The organism is Mucilaginibacter sp. RCC_168 (genome assembly GCF_041355315.1).
Taxonomy (GTDB): Bacteria; Bacteroidota; Bacteroidia; order Sphingobacteriales; family Sphingobacteriaceae; genus Mucilaginibacter.
This window is the reverse complement of record NZ_JBFUPN010000008.1, coordinates 120,589-138,660: the sequence shown is the minus strand read 5'-3', so window position 1 is coordinate 138,660 and position 18,072 is coordinate 120,589. Positions and strand designations below refer to the sequence as shown.

Below are 18,072 nucleotides of genomic sequence, written 5' to 3'. Positions count from 1 at the left end.
GGAGACTATATGCGCATGAATCTGTTTTCTTGATACGGCTGGTCGTTTTACCCGAAAGTGGATAATTGAGGAAATTATTCCCTGTTAGGGAATAATTTTACTATGAGTTGATGTGGCATGTAAGCAATAATTACGCTTTTGTATTAAAAAGAAATAAAGCGACGTTGCATTAAGGCTTTTCGATGATGGATAAAATATTACCGAAAGGATCATTAAACCAGGCTATAGTTGGGCCGCGATCATCACCCCGAAGTATTCCTTTTTCATCGGTTTTAAAATTATCATCATCGTAAATGATAAATTGCACACCCAATTTTGTTAGCTCATCAACCGTTTTTTCAACGTTATTAACGGTGAAATTAAGTATAGTGAAGGTAGCAGGCTGATGATTTGGCTTAGGATAGATCATGATGATGTTCTCTTCGTTCAGTTGAAGATTCAACAGGTTGGGCATTTCTTTATCATCATAAATATTCAGACCTAATGTTTTGCCATAAAACTCTTTTGCCCTGGGTAAATCGCTTACGGAAAAACTACTAAATGTGGTGTTGTACTTTAACATGATCATTTGCTTTTATTAATTAATAATTAAACTAATTGATTTTTGTTTTCAATTCCTGATATTAACCAGGTAGTACTTCTGCGAAACATCCATTGGCCTGTAAAAAACTGATCAGCGTACCTGGTTTTATGATATCTTCATTACACTGGATACGCAATATTTTATCGCAATCATCCAGGTCAAAGTTGGCACTGTATTGTTTGAATGTTTTGTGTATCTGATTTACCAGCTTATTGGCATATCTGCGGGTATTTACATTAGTTTTAAAAACTTCAACATTCATACTGCATTTTTTAATAGGTTATTGCCTGTTTAAAAGGAGCCCTGCTTTAGTAATACAAGGCTCCGGGAATATCTGTATGGAATACTTATTTTGCATTGAACAACGGTGTATAGCTTTTACGGTTTGCATAGGCCAGGAACAAAACTCCTAAAAGTAATACGATAACGGTTGGCAGTTCAGATGGCCCTAAAAACGCATGAAAAAATACAATGTTTATCATTATGGGGAATATAATAACCGTAGCAAGTGCAACAAATCTGCCGGTAATAAAGGCAATAGCACATAGCAGTTCTGTTATTTTTATAAGTGGTAACAAATAATGGGAAGCGGTGACACCATCCATAAATGTTTTAATTCCTCCTTTTAACTCCTGGGGCGGCACAAGGTTAAAAAGTACTACCACTGATGAGAATAAGAACATTAGTCCCACTAATGTCCGTACGATAATTACAGCTATTTTCATGATATCTGATTGATTTAAGAATGTTTATGCATATTATTATTATTGATCATCGGCAGAGTCAGCCATCCATTGTACACCGAACTGATCAGTTACCATACCAAAGTAACTACCGCCCCATGGAGCTTTATCAAAGGGATGAACCACTTTTCCACCATTGGCAGCAAGTGCATTAAATAGTGCCCTCGTTTCTTCAACACCGCCTCCGTTAATGGTAAGGTGACAGTTATTACCGCGCTCAAAACCTTCTCCCATTTTGCCTGTGGCGTCTGTGGCCATGAGTACATTCCCTTTTCCAACTTCGCCAATGGGCAAGGATATGTGCATTAGTTTATCTAAATCTTCTTTAGGGGTACGATCGGCTTCCGAGCTATCCTTGAAACGGATCAGCATGAAAAAGTCGCCGCCAAACACTGACTTATAGAAATTAAATGCCTCTTCGGTATTGCCCGCAAAATTCAGGTAGGGGTTGATGGTATTCATAGAGTCGGCCATCCACTGAATGCCAAACTGATCTACCAATTGGCCAAAGTAGCCACCCCATGGCGCTTTATCAAACGGATAAACAACTTTGCCTCCAACTGCCAGTGCATTGAATAACTTCCCGGTTTCCTCGGGAGTTTCGCCATTCATGCAAATATAAAAGCTATTACTTTGAACTAAGTCCTCAGCCATTTGACCTAAAACATCAGTCCCCATTAATATATTTCCTTTGCCCATGGGTAAGGCTATGTGCATTAATTTGTCCTTGTCAGCATCAGGTGTACGTTCGGCTTCAAAAGTGTCTTTGTAGCGCATTAAAGCCAAAAATTCTCCGCCAAAAACCGACCGGTAAAAGTTGAACGCCTCTTCGGTATTACCGGCAAAATTTAAATAGGGGTTAATTGTTATCATCTTCTGTTTGATTTAAGTGTTTGTTGACCTGATATTTTTTCAGAATTATTTACAGATCAAATTTACCTTCATCAAACAGGATGCGAGAGGGGGGAATACGACAATTAAGGGGTAGATTATGACATAATGTTAATTCCTGGCGATAAACCGGTACAGATAAGGGGCTTTATGTGCGCCGCCTGTCCATTTTTTGGCTACCCGTTCCAATATTCCCAGGCCAAGCATTTTACGCTGAAAGGCGGCACGGATCAGTTTTTTATTTAAAATAGTTTCATAAAGACGCTGCAAATCGCCCATGGTGAAGTTTTCTGATAAGAGATTAAAGCCAATGAGTTTATGATCAAGGTTAGCTTGCAGCGTTTGTAAAGCTTTGTCGATGATTTGCCGATGATCCTGCATCAGTGAGGGAAGATCGTCTAAACCAAACCAATCACAACTATCGGATATACTATCCGGAGTAGGGATAACCTTTGTAAAATCAACAAGGGCGTAATAACCAATGGACACAAAACGCTTTAATAGCCAGTGATCATCCGGAGGTATAAAGTCCCTTGCTTCCATAATTGTTTTAAGCGATGTACCATCATACCTGCTTTTATCGCCAAATACATAAAACTGTTCAAGAAAGATATTAGTAAGCCCTGTACGACTAAACAAAACACGCCGGGCTGCTGCATTAACATCTTCGTCAATATGTATAAAACCGCCAGGAAGTGCATATAGCCCTGTATTTTTATAGCTAAGGATCAGGACCTTAAGTTTGTCATCATGGAAGCCAAAAATAACTGTATCAATAGCGAGGCCTGGTAAAAAGCCTTCGCCTGTTACATTCGTTTCCTGTTTTATAAACTCGTTATCCATTTATTATGGTAAAAATTAAGTGGCAATTAACAAAAAAATTGATGGTTAATTAAATTTAATTTATTATTGTAACAAAATGATACAATAACGTAAATCTATTCATTTTAAGCCAATTAGCAATTATAAACGATATGAAGAAAACATTATTAGCAGTGTGGCTGCTTACACAAATTGTTACCGTAAAAGTGTTTGCCCAAACAAGCAACCAGGTAACCACACAAAACGGGATAGTAGAGGGTACAAGAGAAGCCGGATCGCCGATTTTGATATTTAAGGGTATTCCTTATGCTCAGCCACCTGTGGGTGACCTGCGATGGAAAGAACCACAACCAGTTCAAAACTGGCAGGGGGTATTAAAGGCCGACCACTTTGGTCATAACCCCATGCAAAAGCCCATATTTGGTGATATGAATTTCCGTTCGGCGGGTATGAGCGAAGATTGTTTGTACTTGAATGTTTGGACACCCGCTAAAACCGGTAAGGAAAAACTGCCTGTATTGGTTTATTTTTATGGAGGAGGATTGGCGGCTGGTGATGGATCTGAACCACGCTATGATGGGGAAAGTATGGCTAAGAAAGGTATTGTAGCGCTCACCGTAAATTACAGGTTGGGCATATTCGGTTTTTTTGCTCACCCGGAGCTAACCAAAGAATCACCCAATCATTCATCAGGAAATTATGGGTATCTTGATCAACATGCTGCTTTGCTGTGGGTTCAAAAAAATATCGCAGCATTTGGCGGCGATCCTAAACGGGTTACCATTGCCGGCGAATCAGCAGGTTCAATTTCTGTGTCGGTTCAAATGGCTTCACCCTTATCAAAAGATTTGATAGCAGGAGCTATTGGCGAAAGCGGGGCGGGTATTAAACCAACACTTTATCCGATTCCACTGGCCGAGGGCGAGAAAAAAGGAGCAGATTTAGCAGTACGACTGAAAGCTAATTCTTTAGCTGAACTGAGAGCCTTACCTGCAAAACAATTACTTGATTCTGTTTTTTCAGCCGGAGCATCGGCAACATCAGCTACTATTGACGGCTACTTGTTACCAAAATCATTACCCGAAATTTTTGAAGCGGGCGAACAGGCACATGTACCTCTGTTGGTGGGATGGAACTCTGCGGAAGTACCTTATCAATTTCTGCTCAGGGGTGATGCACCTACTCTTGAAAACTATAGCAAAGTATTAAAACAACTGTACGGCGACCATGCAGAAGAGGCCTTGAAGTTATATCCCGCATCATCAAATGATGAGGTGATCAAATCAGCAACCGCTTTGTCCAGTGATCGTTTTATAGTTTATAGTACCTGGAAATGGGCCGATCTGCAGGTGAAAACAGGCGGTAAACCAGTATATCGCTATGAGTTTGCCCGCATACGGCCGGCCATGACCGCGCAAATGGGTAATGCTACACCCGGCCTTGCCGGTGGTGTAGTAAAGGGCGATGCCTCCAAAGCAGCGGCTCCTAAGCCTGTAGCTGTAGGCGCCCCGCATGCTTCGGAAATTGAATACGCGATGGGCAACCTGGCCAGTAATAAGGTTTACGCCTGGACACCTGAGGATTACAAAGTATCCGCCACTATGGAAAACTATTTTGCGAATTTTATAAAAACGGGTAACCCGAATGGGAACGGTCAGCCTAAATGGGAAGCGATTAAGGATAATGATCATGTGAAATTTATGAATATTGACGTTACAAGTCAACTTAAAACTGAAGTGAACCGGGCTCGTTACCTGTTTCTTGATAAAGAATACATGAAATAACTATTGATTAACTGATGCTGATAGATCCCGGTTACCAATTGGTGCCGGGATTTTATTTTTTGTACCCATTCTTTTTGAATAAGTTAGTGCCCGATATGAACACCTTTGCCGATAGGATAATTGCTTTTAACCAGCAGCTTGAGTTTACCGGAGCATTGCCTCCAGGTATCAGCATTATGAACCCCTTTAAAGAAAGCGGACCTGCCATGGAGGTTTCCACCCGGTTTTACCGTAAGTATTATAGTGATGCCCATCCCCGGCATTTAATATTGGGCATTAATCCGGGCAGATTTGGTTCGGGTATGACCGGCGTATCATTCACTGATCCCAAAAGAATGATTGCTCAATGTCAGATCCCTTTTCCCGGGCCAATGACACATGAACCATCATCAGAGTATGTTTATGACATGATCAATGCTTTTGGCGGTATACCGGAGTTTTATCAGCAATTCTATATTCATTCTGTTTGTCCGCTGGGTTTTACCATTACAGGTAGCAACGGAAAAGAAACGAATTACAACTATTATGACACGCCAGTACTACAAAAGGTGGCGTATCCCTTTATTATCGAAAATATACAGAAACAAATAGATATTGGTTTTGAAACAGATGTTTGTTTTTGCTTTGGAACCGGGAAGAATGAGGCTTTTTTAAGAAAGTTAAATGATGAGAAACAGTTTTTTAAACAGATCATCGCGCTGGAACACCCGCGGTACATTATGCAATACAAGTCAAGATTAAAACAAGATTATATTGATAAATATATCCGGGAGTTTAATAAAGTTCTTTTGTAAACAGGTCGCATATCACTTGGTGGTGATATCCCGATTATGATCATCAAATTCTTTCCCGGTAGCGTGGTAATCGCGGATGAAATCTGCTAACTGTTTCAATTCAAAGTCAGTAAGCTCGGTGCCACCGGAGTACTGGTAGCTATTATCCACCCCATCCAGGGTTATGGCGCCGAGATAGCCCTTATCAAAAGTCTTGGCACTATCAGTATCCCGATATAATTTATAAGTACCAGAACTTGTGGTTTCTGATTGAGCCTTCTGTGCATTTACCGGGTCAATGGCAATGCTAACAGGAGTGCCATCTTGCTTGTTTATTCCGATTGTAACGCCGCTGGTAATCATAATATGTTGATTTAAGTCTATAGACAAAAGGTATTTGGAATTGTTTTGGGAAATTTCCTTTTAAGATATGAGGTATCTCACACTATTGTTAACCATGTAAACCAATATTTTATAACAAAATGCCCAGCATGCTGAGGGATTAGATCCGTTGACTTACATTGTAAATGAGGTTTAATATCCTGAACTGTTCAGGATATCAAACCTCATCATATATATTACTTAGCTACGTTAAAATCAAGACTTGCTTTTTCATCGGCAGAGTTACTGCCAAGTACTAATTTGTATTGGCCGGGATATATTTTCCATTGATGAGAGGCCATATCCCATTTTTGCAGATCCTGAACAGGTATTTTTAGTGTAACCGATCCTTCACTCTCTTTTGCCAGACTGATCCGTTTAAAGCTTTTTAACTCCTTAATTGGCATCCTGTTTAATTTAGGGTATTCAACATAGGCCTGAACAACCTCATCGCCATTCATTTTACCGGTATTTTTAACGTTAACTGTTATGGATAAGGTATCTGCCTTTTTGTAGGAGTTTTTTAGTTTGCTATCCAAGGTATAAGCAAATGATGTATAGCTTAAACCAAACCCAAACGGATACTGAACCGGGCCGTCATAATATCTATAGGTACGACCCTTCATATTGTAATCCTGATAAGCAGGCAGATTACTCATGTCTTTATAAAAAGTAAGCGGTAGGTGGCCCGAAGGGGAAACATCGCCAAATACCAGATCGGCCAGGGCGTTACCACCTTGTTCGCCAGGGTACCAGGCAAATATAACCGCATCAACATAAGGTTCAATAGCCGAAACATCAACATCACTGCCTGCTGTAATCACGGCAATGATGGGCTTGGTTTTAACACCTTTTCTTAACGCTTTTATAAATGCGATCTCGCTGGCAGGCAAGCTCAGGTCTTTTTTGTCGCCGCCGCTGTTTGATAAAAACGCGTCGCCGGCCTCGCCTTCTAATACCGGCGAAAGGCCAATAACCGCAACGGTAACATCGGCATTGCCCGCAGCCCAGGTGCCACCGAAATGAGTTGTATCTTTATAATCGCAGCCCAGATCATACTCAACCCGTGTCGATTTACTAACTGCAGCGGTAATACCTTCTACAAAGTTGATCACTTTGCTGCTTGTACCGTGATAATTGGCTACCATAGCATCAAGAGATGCAGCGTTAGGACCTACAACCATAATACTGGATACATTGGCTTTGCTCAATGGTAAAATATTCTTATCGTTTTTTAGTAATACCATACTTTGCTGTGCTACTTTACGGGCAAGAGCTATATGCTGCGTATTATGAATACTATCTACCCCATAGCCATGATAAGGATTGAGCGAAGGATCGTCATAAAAACCCAATTTAAATTCAGTGCGTAAAATGGGGCCCAATGCCACATCCACATCTTTCTCGGTCAATAACTTTTGCTGAATGGCTTTCAACCCATCGTTCTGCAATATAGAAGAACAATCCAAATTGACACCAGCCTTTAATGCTGCGGCTGCAACTTCAACTGCTGTTGGTAAAGTTTTATGGGTAAGGTAAACATCATCGAGCGCGCCGCAATCTGTAACTACGTGCCCTTTAAAGCCCCATTCTTTACGTAAAATATCAGTAAGCAATACTTTATTGATAGAATTGGGTACACCGTTTACCCGGTTATAAGCACTCATTACGGATTCTACGCCAGCACCTACCAACTCGTGGAAAGCATATAAATAAGTTTCGCGCAGGTCCTTTTCATCTACTTTTGCGTCAAAGCGATCACGGTCTGCTTCCGGGCCGCTATGAACGGCGAAGTGCTTGGCGGTAGCGGAGGTCTTTAGGTAGCGTGGATCATCACCCTGCAATCCCTTAACAAATGCCGAGCCCATACGACCGGTTAAAAATGGATCCTCCCCATAAGTTTCCTGCCCCCGGCCCCAGCGCGGATCACGGAAGATGTTGATATTTGGCGTCCAGAATGTTAGTCCCATGTATTGCAAGTGCCTGTCTTGAGCTATAGCCAGATTGTATTTAGCCCTTGCCTCTGTTGATATAACTGTTGATACCTGCTTTAAAAGATCATCATTAAATGTTGCGGACATACCTATGGCCTGCGGAAATATGGTAGCTTCACCAGCGCGGGCTACACCGTGCAAGGCTTCATTCCACCAGTTATAGGCTGGTATACCCAAACGGGGTACTGCCTGGCTGCGATAGCCCAGAAGTGAGATTTTCTCTTCTAATGTAAGTTTGGATAAAAGATCTTTTACTCTTATTTCAATCGATTGCGAATTGTCCTTATAAAGTAGTTTTTGCTGTGCCTGAGTTGTAATGGTAATAAGCAGCATAGCCATCATAGCGGCAGACGGTCTGATAATTTTTTTTATGGTTGTAGCCATTTTTTTGTAATTACTTTTTGAGTTTAATATTAATGTTGATTCCATATGTGTGAGTGGGGGGTAAGCTCGCGCCTTCAATACCCGCATATTTGATATCCGGCGAAAAGCCCGATTCCGGGTCGATATTGTCTGAATGTTTCATAATAGTCCAGAGATTACGACCCACTAAAGATACGGTTATGCCATCAAACGGCGAACTTCTTAATACTCCTTTTGAAAAAGTATATCCAAGGGTAACTTGTCGCAGTTTGATAAAACTGCCATCCAGCACATTTAGTGCTGATATGTTCTGCGCCAGTGCCTGGTAGTAATTTTCGGCAGGCACCGCTATTGTGTTTTTAGCCCCGGTTAATGTTACGCCATCGCCAACAACACCCCCTTCACGACCAACAAGCGTTAATTTGTTCAGCCCCCGGTAAATACTATTGTAGTTAGTGGCTGATAGGATTTTGTTCCCGTAACGGTAATCAATCAGAAAGGAAAGATTCAGGTTTTTATAAGTAAAATTATTGTTAAGGCCACCATAAATTTTAGGTACAGCGCTCCCCATAGGTACACGAGAGCCAGCCAGAGGCAATCCATTAGCATCAAATATAACCTGTCCGTTTGCGTTACGTAAGTAGTCATTGGCCATGATTTGCGGCCCGGGTAAACCTTTAACTAAGGCTGTAGTAGCATTCAATGGTCGGTAAGTTCCAAAACTGATATTTGCTGATTGGGGAGTACCATCGGTTTGAAGGATCTTATTTTGTACATAAGTAAAATTAAAAGAAGGGTTCCAAACAAAATTAATTGTTTTAAAAGGAGTTCCATTTAATTCAATCTCAATACCGTTATTTTGGGTAGACCCTGTACCAATAAACCTTGTGGTAAAGCCCGACGATATATCCAGATCACCCTTAATTATTTCATTTCTTGTTTTTCGATGAAAAAAAGCAGCATCAAAACCTAAGCGGCCATTCAAAAATTTAAGATCGATACCAACTTCAGTTTCGGTTAAGGTATAAGGTTTTAAAAACAAATTAGGAAGCGTATTAGAAAAACCAGCTGCAGGTACACCATTAACAGAATTATTGATGGTATAATATTGGGATGTAATGTAAGTGTCGGAAGGTTCTCCGCTGGTTTGAGCGTAAGAAACACGAAGTTTACCAAAATCAAGTGTTGGTATATGTGTTAATTCGGAAAACATCAGACTGGCTGATACAGATGGCGTAAATATACCGCGATAACCTGCAGGCAGGGTAGAGTAAACGTCATACCTGCCTGTATTATTAATGGTAAGGTATTTTTTGATTGAAAAGTCTGCTGTATAGTATGCAGAATGGGTTTCGCTGCTTTTGTAACTATAGCTGCTGTTTTTAACGCTTAAATTTTCATAACTATAAAAATATGGTATGATGAACGGGCCTCCAAAAAGTTTAGTATACTCATAACTGTTTTTACGTATACTGGCACCTCCGGATATATCGAAATTAAGCAGATTTTTAATAATATCGTGTTTTGCACCAATAAGGATGTCTGTGTTCAACTCAGATCGTTGTGTTTGGGATTGTTCATCAAGCGCCCCCGATCCGCCGGATATATAGGCAGTACCGGTAGGAGTAACCGTTAATCTTTTATCATATAAAACATCATCTCCCAATCTTGCCTGGGTATATAACCAATTATTAAAATTGTATTTTACCACAATAGCGGCAATAAGTCGCTGACGGCTCACATTGTTAACGAATCTATTGATAACGAAATATGGATTTGTGATGTATTGATCGTTACCCCAACGTAATTCAGAACCATCTGCATTTGTGCCCGGAGATAGCGCAGCCTGATTTTCATTAGCTGCCAGGTATTCTATATTATTTGGATTCATTGGCCCGTCGCTTAAATTTGGTTTAAGGTCAGATGACTCCAAAATATAATTGGCCACTAAATTTAAACTTAGCTTTTGTGATATATTTTGGTTGGCGGTTAGGTTTACTGTTTTACGTGATAAATCACTGCTGTGAACAATAGCATTGTTGCTAAGGTTTGAAAGGGAGAGCCTGAAACCACCGGTTTCTCCGCCGCTGCTAAATGCTACCGTATTGGTATTGGAGTACCCGGTACGATAAAATTTATTTATATTATCGTTTACAGCCGAGTAGGGGTAATATTGGCCATCAAACTGAATGGTAAGTTTACCGTCCAGCTTTTCGCCCCAGCCCAGGTTGCCTGTTGATATGGCACTGTTAATATTTTGCGGTCTTTGGCCTTGCTCACCCTGGCCGTAAACGGTTTGGAAATTAAGGGTATTAACAGCCTTTTCAATTTGATAATTACTATTAACTTCAACACCAAAGCCTGCGTTTTTTTTATTGCCTTTGGTAACTATCAAAATAACACCGTTAGCTGCCCTCGCTCCGTATAGCGCTGATGCCGATTGTCCTTTTAACACGGTTAAACTTTCCACATCGTCAGGGTTAATGTTACTTATACCGTCGCCAAAATCAGCACCACCCCATTCATTCGCACTACCTCTTTGTGTATTATCAATTGGGATGCCATTGATGATGAAAAGAGGTGATGCGGCGCCAAAACTGGTTACCCCCCTTAATAATATACGTGCAGATGAGCCCGGTCCGCCGTTGATACCACTGATACTTAAACCGGCAATCCGTCCTTCAAGAGAGTAGGCTATGTTGGTTTCTTTAGCTTTATCAAGCAGGTCACCACTAATGGTGTTTACAGAATATCCCAGTTTTCTTTCATCTTTTTTTATGCCAAGCGCTGTTACAACTACCTCGTTAAGTATATTGCTAACAGATAATTGTACAATACAGGGGGTAGTTCCTGCTACTTTTGTCTCCCTGGTTTGATAGCCTATATAACTCACTCTCAGTATGGAGTTCTCTGGCGCTTCTAATGAAAAAGAACCGTTGGCGCCAGTGGGTGTGCCCGCAGTTGAACCTTTTACCATTACGGTGGCGCCTGCCAGGGGTTCCCCTTTTTCATTAGTAACCAGGCCACTGATCTTTATTACATTGATGATCTCCGTGGTGGGAGCTATAACAACGAGGTGATTGGCAAGCTCGGTATATGCAAAGCCGGAGTTTAGTAATATCTTGTCTAATACTTTTATAACTTCTTCATCATTTACATCAATAGTTACCTTTTTCATTACAGGCACCTTGCGTTCGCTATAAACAAAGTGATAACTACTCTGGTGTTCAATGATTGATAATACCTTCCTGAAATCGGCTGATTGCAGATTAATGGTTACACGTGTTTGGGCATAAGAGCTTAGAAATAGAAAATTAAAGAATATTATTAAAGTACAAGTTAATTTCATTTATCAATAAGGACATTATAGTCAATATTTGCCTTTACACCGTCGTTGTGTTTTAAATTTACATAAATTTTAATAAGGAATAGATAGGTCTGCCAGACCCTTTACAGGTGAGGGTAATTATATAAAAAAAATGTAACAATTGTCCGCTTTTCAGAAATTTGTTACATCATTGGCAAGCTCTTAAATATTAAGTAAACTTTAATATCATAGGCAATCTAATAAATATAAATGGTTGAGTTTTTAATCTTATAATTAAAATTTTCGGTCATGCGTAGCGCGTTGAGGGCCTGGTTTACAGTTTCCTTTTCAAATACTCCACTAAACCGGTATTGCTTTAAAGCATCATTTTTAAATTTAATGTCTACTCCGTACCATCTTTCCATGCGATATGCCAGATTAGTGAAATTTTCATCCCTGAAAACGAATTTATTTTGTGTCCATGAAGTTTCAATGATCGTGCTGTCGTCCTGTGGCAATCGGGTAAAGGTAGTAAGTACGTACTGCATACCGGAATTTGTTTCGGCAGATTTAAGTTTAGCCGTATTTCGATGCACAGTTTTGAATAAACCATTTTTTACAATCAGCTTTTCACTTGGTTTCAATATGATACGATCAGAAGGCCTGTCATCAAGTGTAACTTCTATAGCTCCCCTGATGAGTGTAGTCTCACTTTGAGGATCATTGGGATATGATTTTACATTAAAAGCTGTACCCAATACCTTAATATTCATTTTCTCCGTATGAATAATGAATGGATGTTCGTGATCTTTATGCACATCAAAAAAGGCCTCGCCGCTTAAGTAAACTTCACGGGTTTTACCGGTGAATATTGCTGGATATTTAAGTGTGCTTTGCGAGTTTAAGGTAATTCGTGTACCATCTGTAAGTACAATAGTTGATTTTTCACGTTTTACCGTGTTTTTATTTTGCCATGCATTTGGAGCAGTGGTAAGTGGGTTAATCCTTTTACTAACCAATCTGGAATAAAAAAGCCAGGAACAACCTGCCAGCAAAATAATAGCTGCGGCTGCACGCCAAATATACAGGTAAGCGTTTTTTGAGGCCAAAACAGCAAGTGAATTTGTTTCCTGACCCTTGATCTTTGTTATTATTTTTTGAAATGCCAGAGCATTATCTGCAAATTCGGTATCGTTACTATTCCAGTAAATATTAAGGAACTCGAAATCGCGGCGATTTATTTCGTCGGAGTTTAAGCAATGTTGAAGCTCTTTGCTTTCTTCAGAGCTGATTTCATTGGTTAATTTTTTACTAACCAGCTCTATAAATCTATCATTGCCCATTTTTGATACTTCGTGCTTTTTATAGGTGGACAACTATTTTTGATAAAATACCTACAAGTTTATAAAAAATAGTTGCAAAATACCAATAATCACACTTAATGCCTTGAATATATTGTTGGTACGCACTTCTGGGTTGTTCAACTTATTGTAATTACACAGAACGATACTTAATTTTTTAACAGCCCTAAAAAGCTGTGTTTGTACGGTACGTGGGGATATATTTAAAATTTCGGCAACTTCTTTATATTTCATTCCATCCTCTTTGATCAGCCTGAACACGATACGGCATTGCTGAGGCAGGGCGGTAATGGCTTTATCCATTCTGAAGATCAATTCCTTATTCTCAATTTCCCTTTGGGGATTGTATGTGTTTACAAAATTAACAGAATTGGTTTCTTCGATCTGTACCAGGTGGATACTGGAATATTTTTTAATGTGATTTAAGGATTGGTTTTTTACAGCGACAAACAGGTAGGTTTCAGGGTTTAATATTTCGGTTAAGGTTTTTCGGTTTAACCAGCATTTAACAAACACATCGGATACGATCTCTTCTGCTATTTCCCGCTGATTAACATACAGGATACAAAATTTAGTAAGTGAATTATTTAATAAATGAAATAAAAGCTCAAAGGCTTTTTCGTCATCATTGTTACAAATGAGTTTCCACAAGTTCAGTGTATCAACCTTTTTGTCTTTCAAAACCCCGGATTTTAATTAATTACTTAAATTTAAATCTTAATATCAGTCTAACAATAATAAAACATTAATTGCTAAAAAGGAAATTTTATTGTTAAAGTTTCAATATTTATTAAAAAAATTTAAAAAGTGTAAGCAATACACCTATTATTGTTGTCAGTTATATTAAACTCCATTTAGCATGAAAAAAATCTTTACGTTTCTTGTTTTAAGCTTTTTTAGCGCATCTCTAATAGCGCAAAAACACAATGTATCCAAACAGTATGTCGCTCCAGGAGATCCATTGGTTGAACAAAAATTAGCCGAATGGCAGGATCTCAAATTCGGGCTTTTTATGCATTGGGGAACCTACAGTCAGTGGGGCGTGGTTGAAAGTTGGAGCATTTGCCCCGAAGATGAAGGTTGGACGCAGCGGCGCGGCCCGTACGGAGCTACATATAATGGTTATAAAACAGCTTATGAAAACCTGCAAACTACTTTTAACCCGGTAAAGTTTAATCCTGAGAAATGGGTGCAGGCAGCAAAAGACGCCGGTATGAAGTATGTGATATTTACTACAAAGCACCATGATGGTTTTTGCATGTTTGATACCAAAGAAACTGATTATAAGATTACCAGTACAAAAACACCGTTTTCAACTAATCAAAGAAGCAATGTAACTAAGGAAATATTCAATGCCTTTCGTAAAGAAAACTTTATGATAGGTGCTTATTTTTCAAAGCCTGATTGGCATACGGAGAATTATTGGTGGCCATACTTTCCACCAAAGGATCGAAATGTGAACTATGATCCTAAAAAACACCCTGAACGCTGGCAGAAATTTAAGGATTTTACCTATAATCAGATCAGCGAGTTGATGACCGGCTATGGAAAAGTAGATATTCTTTGGCTCGATGGGGGATGGGTTCGTCCTAAGAGCAGTATTGATACCTCTGTTGAGTGGCAGCGGGGTATTCAATATGACCAAGATATTGATATGCCAAAAATTGCTGCTATGGGTAGACAAAAACAGCCAGGCCTGATCGTTGTTGACCGTACGGTATCGGGTCAATATGAAAACTATACAACCCCAGAGCAGGAGGTACCCGAAGTCCCGCTTGATCATCCCTGGGAAAGCTGCATTACTATGGGTAATTCCTGGAGTTATGTACCAGGCGACCATTATAAATCAGTACAGCAAATTGTACAGCTGCTGGTTAAGATAGTTTCGCGTGGTGGCAACTTATTAATGAACATAGGCCCCGGCCCTGATGGTGATTGGGACCCTGTAGCTTATGAACGTTTAAAAGGTATAAGTGCCTGGATCAAGATTAATGGCGAGGGTATCTATAACTCCAAATCAGTTGCACCATATTCAACGGGTAATATTTTCTATACTAAGGCAAAAAATGATAAAGCAATATACGCTTTTATGTTATCTGACAGCGAGAAAGTAACGCTACCTGCAACTGTTTCGATCAAAGCCGGTAAGCCTAAGAAAGTAATGCTATTAGGAAGCAAACAGAACCTGAAATGGAAACAACAAAATGACGAAGTAGTGATCAGTATCCCTGCCAGTTTACAACAAAACAGCGGTTTAAATGAGGCGGCCTGTTTTAAATTGGTATATTAAATAAAAGATAAGAAACCACATCAAATTACCAAACAAGTATAATTCTGCGTTAATCGCAGTGCTTAATTTTGAAACCATCACCCCACCTAAATAATGGAAAAAAATTGTCCGGCTATTAAATCTGTATCTTTTAAATTCCCAATAATAACATTGTTCATATTCTACGCTATTTTTCAAAGCATTACAGTAAATGCACAAAGTAAGTATGAATTAAATGAAGGTTGGAAATGCGCCCCGATAAGTAATGTAAAGGAAGCAGGAGCAGATATTTCACGTACTACCTTTAATATAAGCACATGGATGCCTGCTGTTGTCCCGGGCACGGTATTAACCAGTTTGATAGCTTCCCATAAAATGCCCGATCCATTTTATGGTATGAACAATGAACAGATCCCTGACATTTACAAAACCGGTCGCGATTACTATACTTATTGGTTTGTGAAGGATTTTAAAGAAACGAAACCCACAGGTAGTAATCAGGCTTATCTGAATTTCAGAGGTGTTAATTACAGTTGTGATGTGTTTTTAAATGGTCATAAATTAAATGGCAAACCGCATACAGGTATGTTTTTACGCCAGTCGTATAACATTACCAATTGGATGGCTAAAGATGGTAATAACAGGATCGCTGTTATTGTTTACCCTCCGGACGTAGTGGGTAACCCCAATGGAGGCCAGGGTGGTGACGGAACTATCGCCCGTAATGTTGGAATACAATATACCGCAGGTTGGGATTGGATACAGCCTATTAAGGATCGTAATACCGGCATCTGGGATAAGGTGATAATAGAAAAAACGGGCGCAGTACGCATAAAAGACCCACACATTGTAACCCTGGTGCCAGGTGTAAGGCAAACAGAGGGCCCGCAGCAATCAGCTATTATTCAGGTATCTGCAGATTTGCAAAACGCAAGTAATGTGCCTGTTAGCGGCGAACTAAAATATACTTTGGATGGCAATATTGTGTCAAAAAAAGTCACACTCAAAGCCAATTCGACACAAACGGTACAATTAAATGATTACTCCTTAAAAAATCCAAAACTCTGGTGGCCTAACGGGTATGGCGCACAGCATCTTTATCCAATGAAGCTGCAGTTTGTAACCGAGGCCAGCAAAGTATCTGACCAGGATGATATAAAAGTAGGGGTAAGGCAGATCACTACAGAGTGGAATGCGCGTACCGAGAGCAGACAAATCAATATCAATGGGCAGAAAATATTTATTAAAGGTGGTAACTGGATAGTATCTGATGAGATGTTACGCTTTTCGGATGCCCGTTATGATGCCGAGGTGCGTTTTCATCGCGATATGAACCTGAACTTGATCAGGGTTTGGGGTGGTGCCTTGATTGAACGCCCTGAATTTTATGAAGCCTGTGACCGGTACGGTATGCTGGTTTTTCAGGATATGTGGGGATCGGGAGATTGTAACGGCCGCTGGACCGATCCAATGAAGCTGGATGATCAATGGACTCGCAGAAAATACCCTGATGATCACGGCTTGTATCTTAAATCAATTGAAGATCAGGTTAAGTTAGTACGTAATTATCCTTCATTAGCCCTTTGGTGCGGCGGTAATGAGATAACTCCACCAGAGGATATGCTGATAGCTTTGCGTGATAGCATTATGCCCAAATTAGATAATACCCGTTGGTTTATTCCTTATTCCAATTCCGAGGAAATGTCACGTAATGCACTGGGCGGCAATGGTGATGGGCCATACGGAATTCAGCCTCTTTCAACTTTTTGGGCGCACAAAACCTATCCATTTAACTCAGAGGTCGGTTCAGTAGGAGTAAGTGACTATGAATCGCTCAAGAGATTTATCCCGACTAAAAATATGATATTGCCAGAGTACGATGAGGCTACTGGTAAAACCAAAACCGATTCTGTTTGGGATTATCATAAATATATTGGCTATGATGGTTTTATTGATAAATACGGCAAACCAAAAGACGTAGAAGACTTTGCCACCAAAGCGCAATTGGTTAATTATGATCAGTATCGTGGCCTGATGGAGGGTTTCAGCTCACACATGTGGGAGTGGTACACCGGTACCATTATCTGGAAAACACAAAACCCGTGGACAGCCATGCGCGGCCAGATGTATGATTATTATCTTGACCCCAACGCTTGTTTGTACGGCTTACACAACGGAAGTGAGCCCCTGCACATTATGTATGATCCTACCGATGGCATGGTGATGGTGGCCAACAATACTTTTAAAAGCCATACAAATATGATGCTGGTAGCCAAAGCTTACGATATGGATGGAAAAGAAAAAATGCTTACCCAGGTTTTTTCTGATGTTACACCAACCACGGTTAAGCGTTATTTATCGTTAAAAGGGGAAATGAGTAAGTTAGCCAAAGATAAAGGCGCCTTCCTTTGCCTGCAGTTATTGGACAAAGATAAAAAGACCCTCAGCGAAAACATTTATTGGATACCTGACGGGAATGGAAACTACTCTGGGTTACAGAACATGCCGAAAGGAAACTTAAATGCTTCAGCTAAATACTTAAGTACGGATAGAGTAGAAGTAACCTTAACCAATACAGGTAATGGCCCGCTGGCATTTTTTAACAGGTTGTCATTAACAGATGCAGATACCAAACAAAGGGTATTGCCCGCTTTTTACAGCGATAATTATATCACCGTTTTACCTGGTAAAGAGAAAAAAGTGATCATTGATTATAAAAACTCCGCTAAAAGGAATCTTACAGTAACAGTGGGTGGGTGGAACGTAACTGAACGAACTATATCTATCGACAAATAACAAAC

General features: G+C 40.0%; 14 protein-coding genes. 4 read left to right on the top strand and 10 right to left on the bottom strand.

Going from position 1 to position 18,072, the window contains the following annotated elements; translation table 11 throughout:
- Positions 1-169: 169 nt before the first annotated feature.
- The 5 genes from AB6735_RS09195 to AB6735_RS09175 all read right to left on the bottom strand — a co-directional run bounded on the left by AB6735_RS09195 (position 170) and on the right by AB6735_RS09175 (position 3,060).
- Entirely contained in the window at positions 170-562 is a 393-nt protein-coding gene (locus AB6735_RS09195) for a VOC family protein (protein ID WP_370995636.1), read from the bottom strand.
- Positions 563-623: 61 nt separating this feature from the next.
- The gene (locus AB6735_RS09190) at positions 624-845 is read right to left on the bottom strand and encodes a hypothetical protein (protein ID WP_370995635.1); all 222 of its coding nucleotides are present in this window, start codon (positions 843-845) and stop codon (positions 624-626) included.
- Between the two features lie 85 nt (positions 846-930).
- Positions 931-1,308: a DoxX family protein gene (locus AB6735_RS09185; RefSeq protein ID WP_370995634.1), complete on the bottom strand. Its 378-nt coding sequence runs from the start codon at positions 1,306-1,308 to the stop codon at positions 931-933.
- 39 nt (positions 1,309-1,347) lie between these two features.
- Positions 1,348-2,199: a VOC family protein gene (locus tag AB6735_RS09180; protein WP_370995633.1), complete on the bottom strand. Its 852-nt coding sequence runs from the start codon at positions 2,197-2,199 to the stop codon at positions 1,348-1,350.
- Positions 2,200-2,328: 129 nt separating this feature from the next.
- Positions 2,329-3,060, bottom strand: coding sequence for an NUDIX domain-containing protein (locus tag AB6735_RS09175; protein ID WP_370995632.1), 732 nt, complete (start codon positions 3,058-3,060; stop codon positions 2,329-2,331).
- Between the two features lie 131 nt (positions 3,061-3,191).
- Between AB6735_RS09175 and AB6735_RS09170 the strand changes: the two genes are divergently transcribed.
- The gene (locus AB6735_RS09170; RefSeq protein WP_370995631.1) at positions 3,192-4,823 is read left to right on the top strand and encodes a carboxylesterase/lipase family protein; all 1,632 of its coding nucleotides are present in this window, start codon (positions 3,192-3,194) and stop codon (positions 4,821-4,823) included.
- Positions 4,824-4,837: 14 nt separating this feature from the next.
- A complete protein-coding gene (locus AB6735_RS09165) occupies positions 4,838-5,617 on the top strand; it encodes a uracil-DNA glycosylase family protein (protein ID WP_370995630.1) in 780 nt (259 codons plus the stop codon).
- Positions 5,618-5,629: 12 nt separating this feature from the next.
- On the opposite strand, the gene AB6735_RS09160 is transcribed toward AB6735_RS09165, so the two are convergent.
- The 5 genes from AB6735_RS09160 to AB6735_RS09140 all read right to left on the bottom strand — a co-directional run bounded on the left by AB6735_RS09160 (position 5,630) and on the right by AB6735_RS09140 (position 13,683).
- A complete protein-coding gene (locus AB6735_RS09160; RefSeq protein WP_370995629.1) occupies positions 5,630-5,959 on the bottom strand; it encodes a hypothetical protein in 330 nt (109 codons plus the stop codon).
- A gap of 215 nt (positions 5,960-6,174) precedes the next feature.
- Positions 6,175-8,355, bottom strand: a complete 2,181-nt coding sequence (locus AB6735_RS09155; protein WP_370995628.1) for a glycoside hydrolase family 3 N-terminal domain-containing protein — start codon at positions 8,353-8,355, stop codon at positions 6,175-6,177.
- A gap of 10 nt (positions 8,356-8,365) precedes the next feature.
- Positions 8,366-11,683 carry a SusC/RagA family TonB-linked outer membrane protein gene (locus tag AB6735_RS09150; protein ID WP_370995627.1) on the bottom strand — a complete coding sequence of 1,106 codons (3,318 nt, stop codon included), beginning with the start codon at positions 11,681-11,683 and terminating at the stop codon, positions 8,366-8,368.
- A gap of 215 nt (positions 11,684-11,898) precedes the next feature.
- Positions 11,899-12,984, bottom strand: coding sequence for a FecR family protein (locus tag AB6735_RS09145; protein WP_370995626.1), 1,086 nt, complete (start codon positions 12,982-12,984; stop codon positions 11,899-11,901).
- A 51-nt stretch (positions 12,985-13,035) separates the two neighbouring features.
- Complete coding sequence (locus AB6735_RS09140) at positions 13,036-13,683, bottom strand: RNA polymerase sigma-70 factor (RefSeq protein ID WP_370995625.1); 648 nt, start codon at positions 13,681-13,683, stop codon at positions 13,036-13,038.
- A gap of 178 nt (positions 13,684-13,861) precedes the next feature.
- Between AB6735_RS09140 and AB6735_RS09135 the strand changes: the two genes are divergently transcribed.
- Positions 13,862-15,292 (top strand): alpha-L-fucosidase, encoded by a 1,431-nt coding sequence (locus tag AB6735_RS09135; protein WP_370995624.1) that lies wholly within the window; start codon positions 13,862-13,864, stop codon positions 15,290-15,292.
- Positions 15,293-15,385: 93 nt separating this feature from the next.
- A complete protein-coding gene (locus AB6735_RS09130; RefSeq protein ID WP_370995623.1) occupies positions 15,386-18,067 on the top strand; it encodes a glycoside hydrolase family 2 TIM barrel-domain containing protein in 2,682 nt (893 codons plus the stop codon).
- Positions 18,068-18,072 lie beyond the last annotated feature (5 nt).

Coding starts and splice junctions, on each gene's coding strand:
- AB6735_RS09130 (WP_370995623.1), top strand. CDS start 15,386: ATGGAAAAAAATTGTCCGGCTATTAAATCTGTATCTTTTAAATTCCCA.
- AB6735_RS09170 (WP_370995631.1), top strand. CDS start 3,192: ATGAAGAAAACATTATTAGCAGTGTGGCTGCTTACACAAATTGTTACC.
- AB6735_RS09160 (WP_370995629.1), bottom strand. CDS start 5,959: ATGATTACCAGCGGCGTTACAATCGGAATAAACAAGCAAGATGGCACT.
- AB6735_RS09185 (WP_370995634.1), bottom strand. CDS start 1,308: ATGAAAATAGCTGTAATTATCGTACGGACATTAGTGGGACTAATGTTC.
- AB6735_RS09150 (WP_370995627.1), bottom strand. CDS start 11,683: ATGAAATTAACTTGTACTTTAATAATATTCTTTAATTTTCTATTTCTA.
- AB6735_RS09155 (WP_370995628.1), bottom strand. CDS start 8,355: ATGGCTACAACCATAAAAAAAATTATCAGACCGTCTGCCGCTATGATG.
- AB6735_RS09195 (WP_370995636.1), bottom strand. CDS start 562: ATGTTAAAGTACAACACCACATTTAGTAGTTTTTCCGTAAGCGATTTA.
- AB6735_RS09190 (WP_370995635.1), bottom strand. CDS start 845: ATGAATGTTGAAGTTTTTAAAACTAATGTAAATACCCGCAGATATGCC.
- AB6735_RS09165 (WP_370995630.1), top strand. CDS start 4,838: ATGCTGATAGATCCCGGTTACCAATTGGTGCCGGGATTTTATTTTTTG.
- AB6735_RS09135 (WP_370995624.1), top strand. CDS start 13,862: ATGAAAAAAATCTTTACGTTTCTTGTTTTAAGCTTTTTTAGCGCATCT.
- AB6735_RS09175 (WP_370995632.1), bottom strand. CDS start 3,060: ATGGATAACGAGTTTATAAAACAGGAAACGAATGTAACAGGCGAAGGC.
- AB6735_RS09145 (WP_370995626.1), bottom strand. CDS start 12,984: ATGGGCAATGATAGATTTATAGAGCTGGTTAGTAAAAAATTAACCAAT.
- AB6735_RS09180 (WP_370995633.1), bottom strand. CDS start 2,199: ATGATAACAATTAACCCCTATTTAAATTTTGCCGGTAATACCGAAGAG.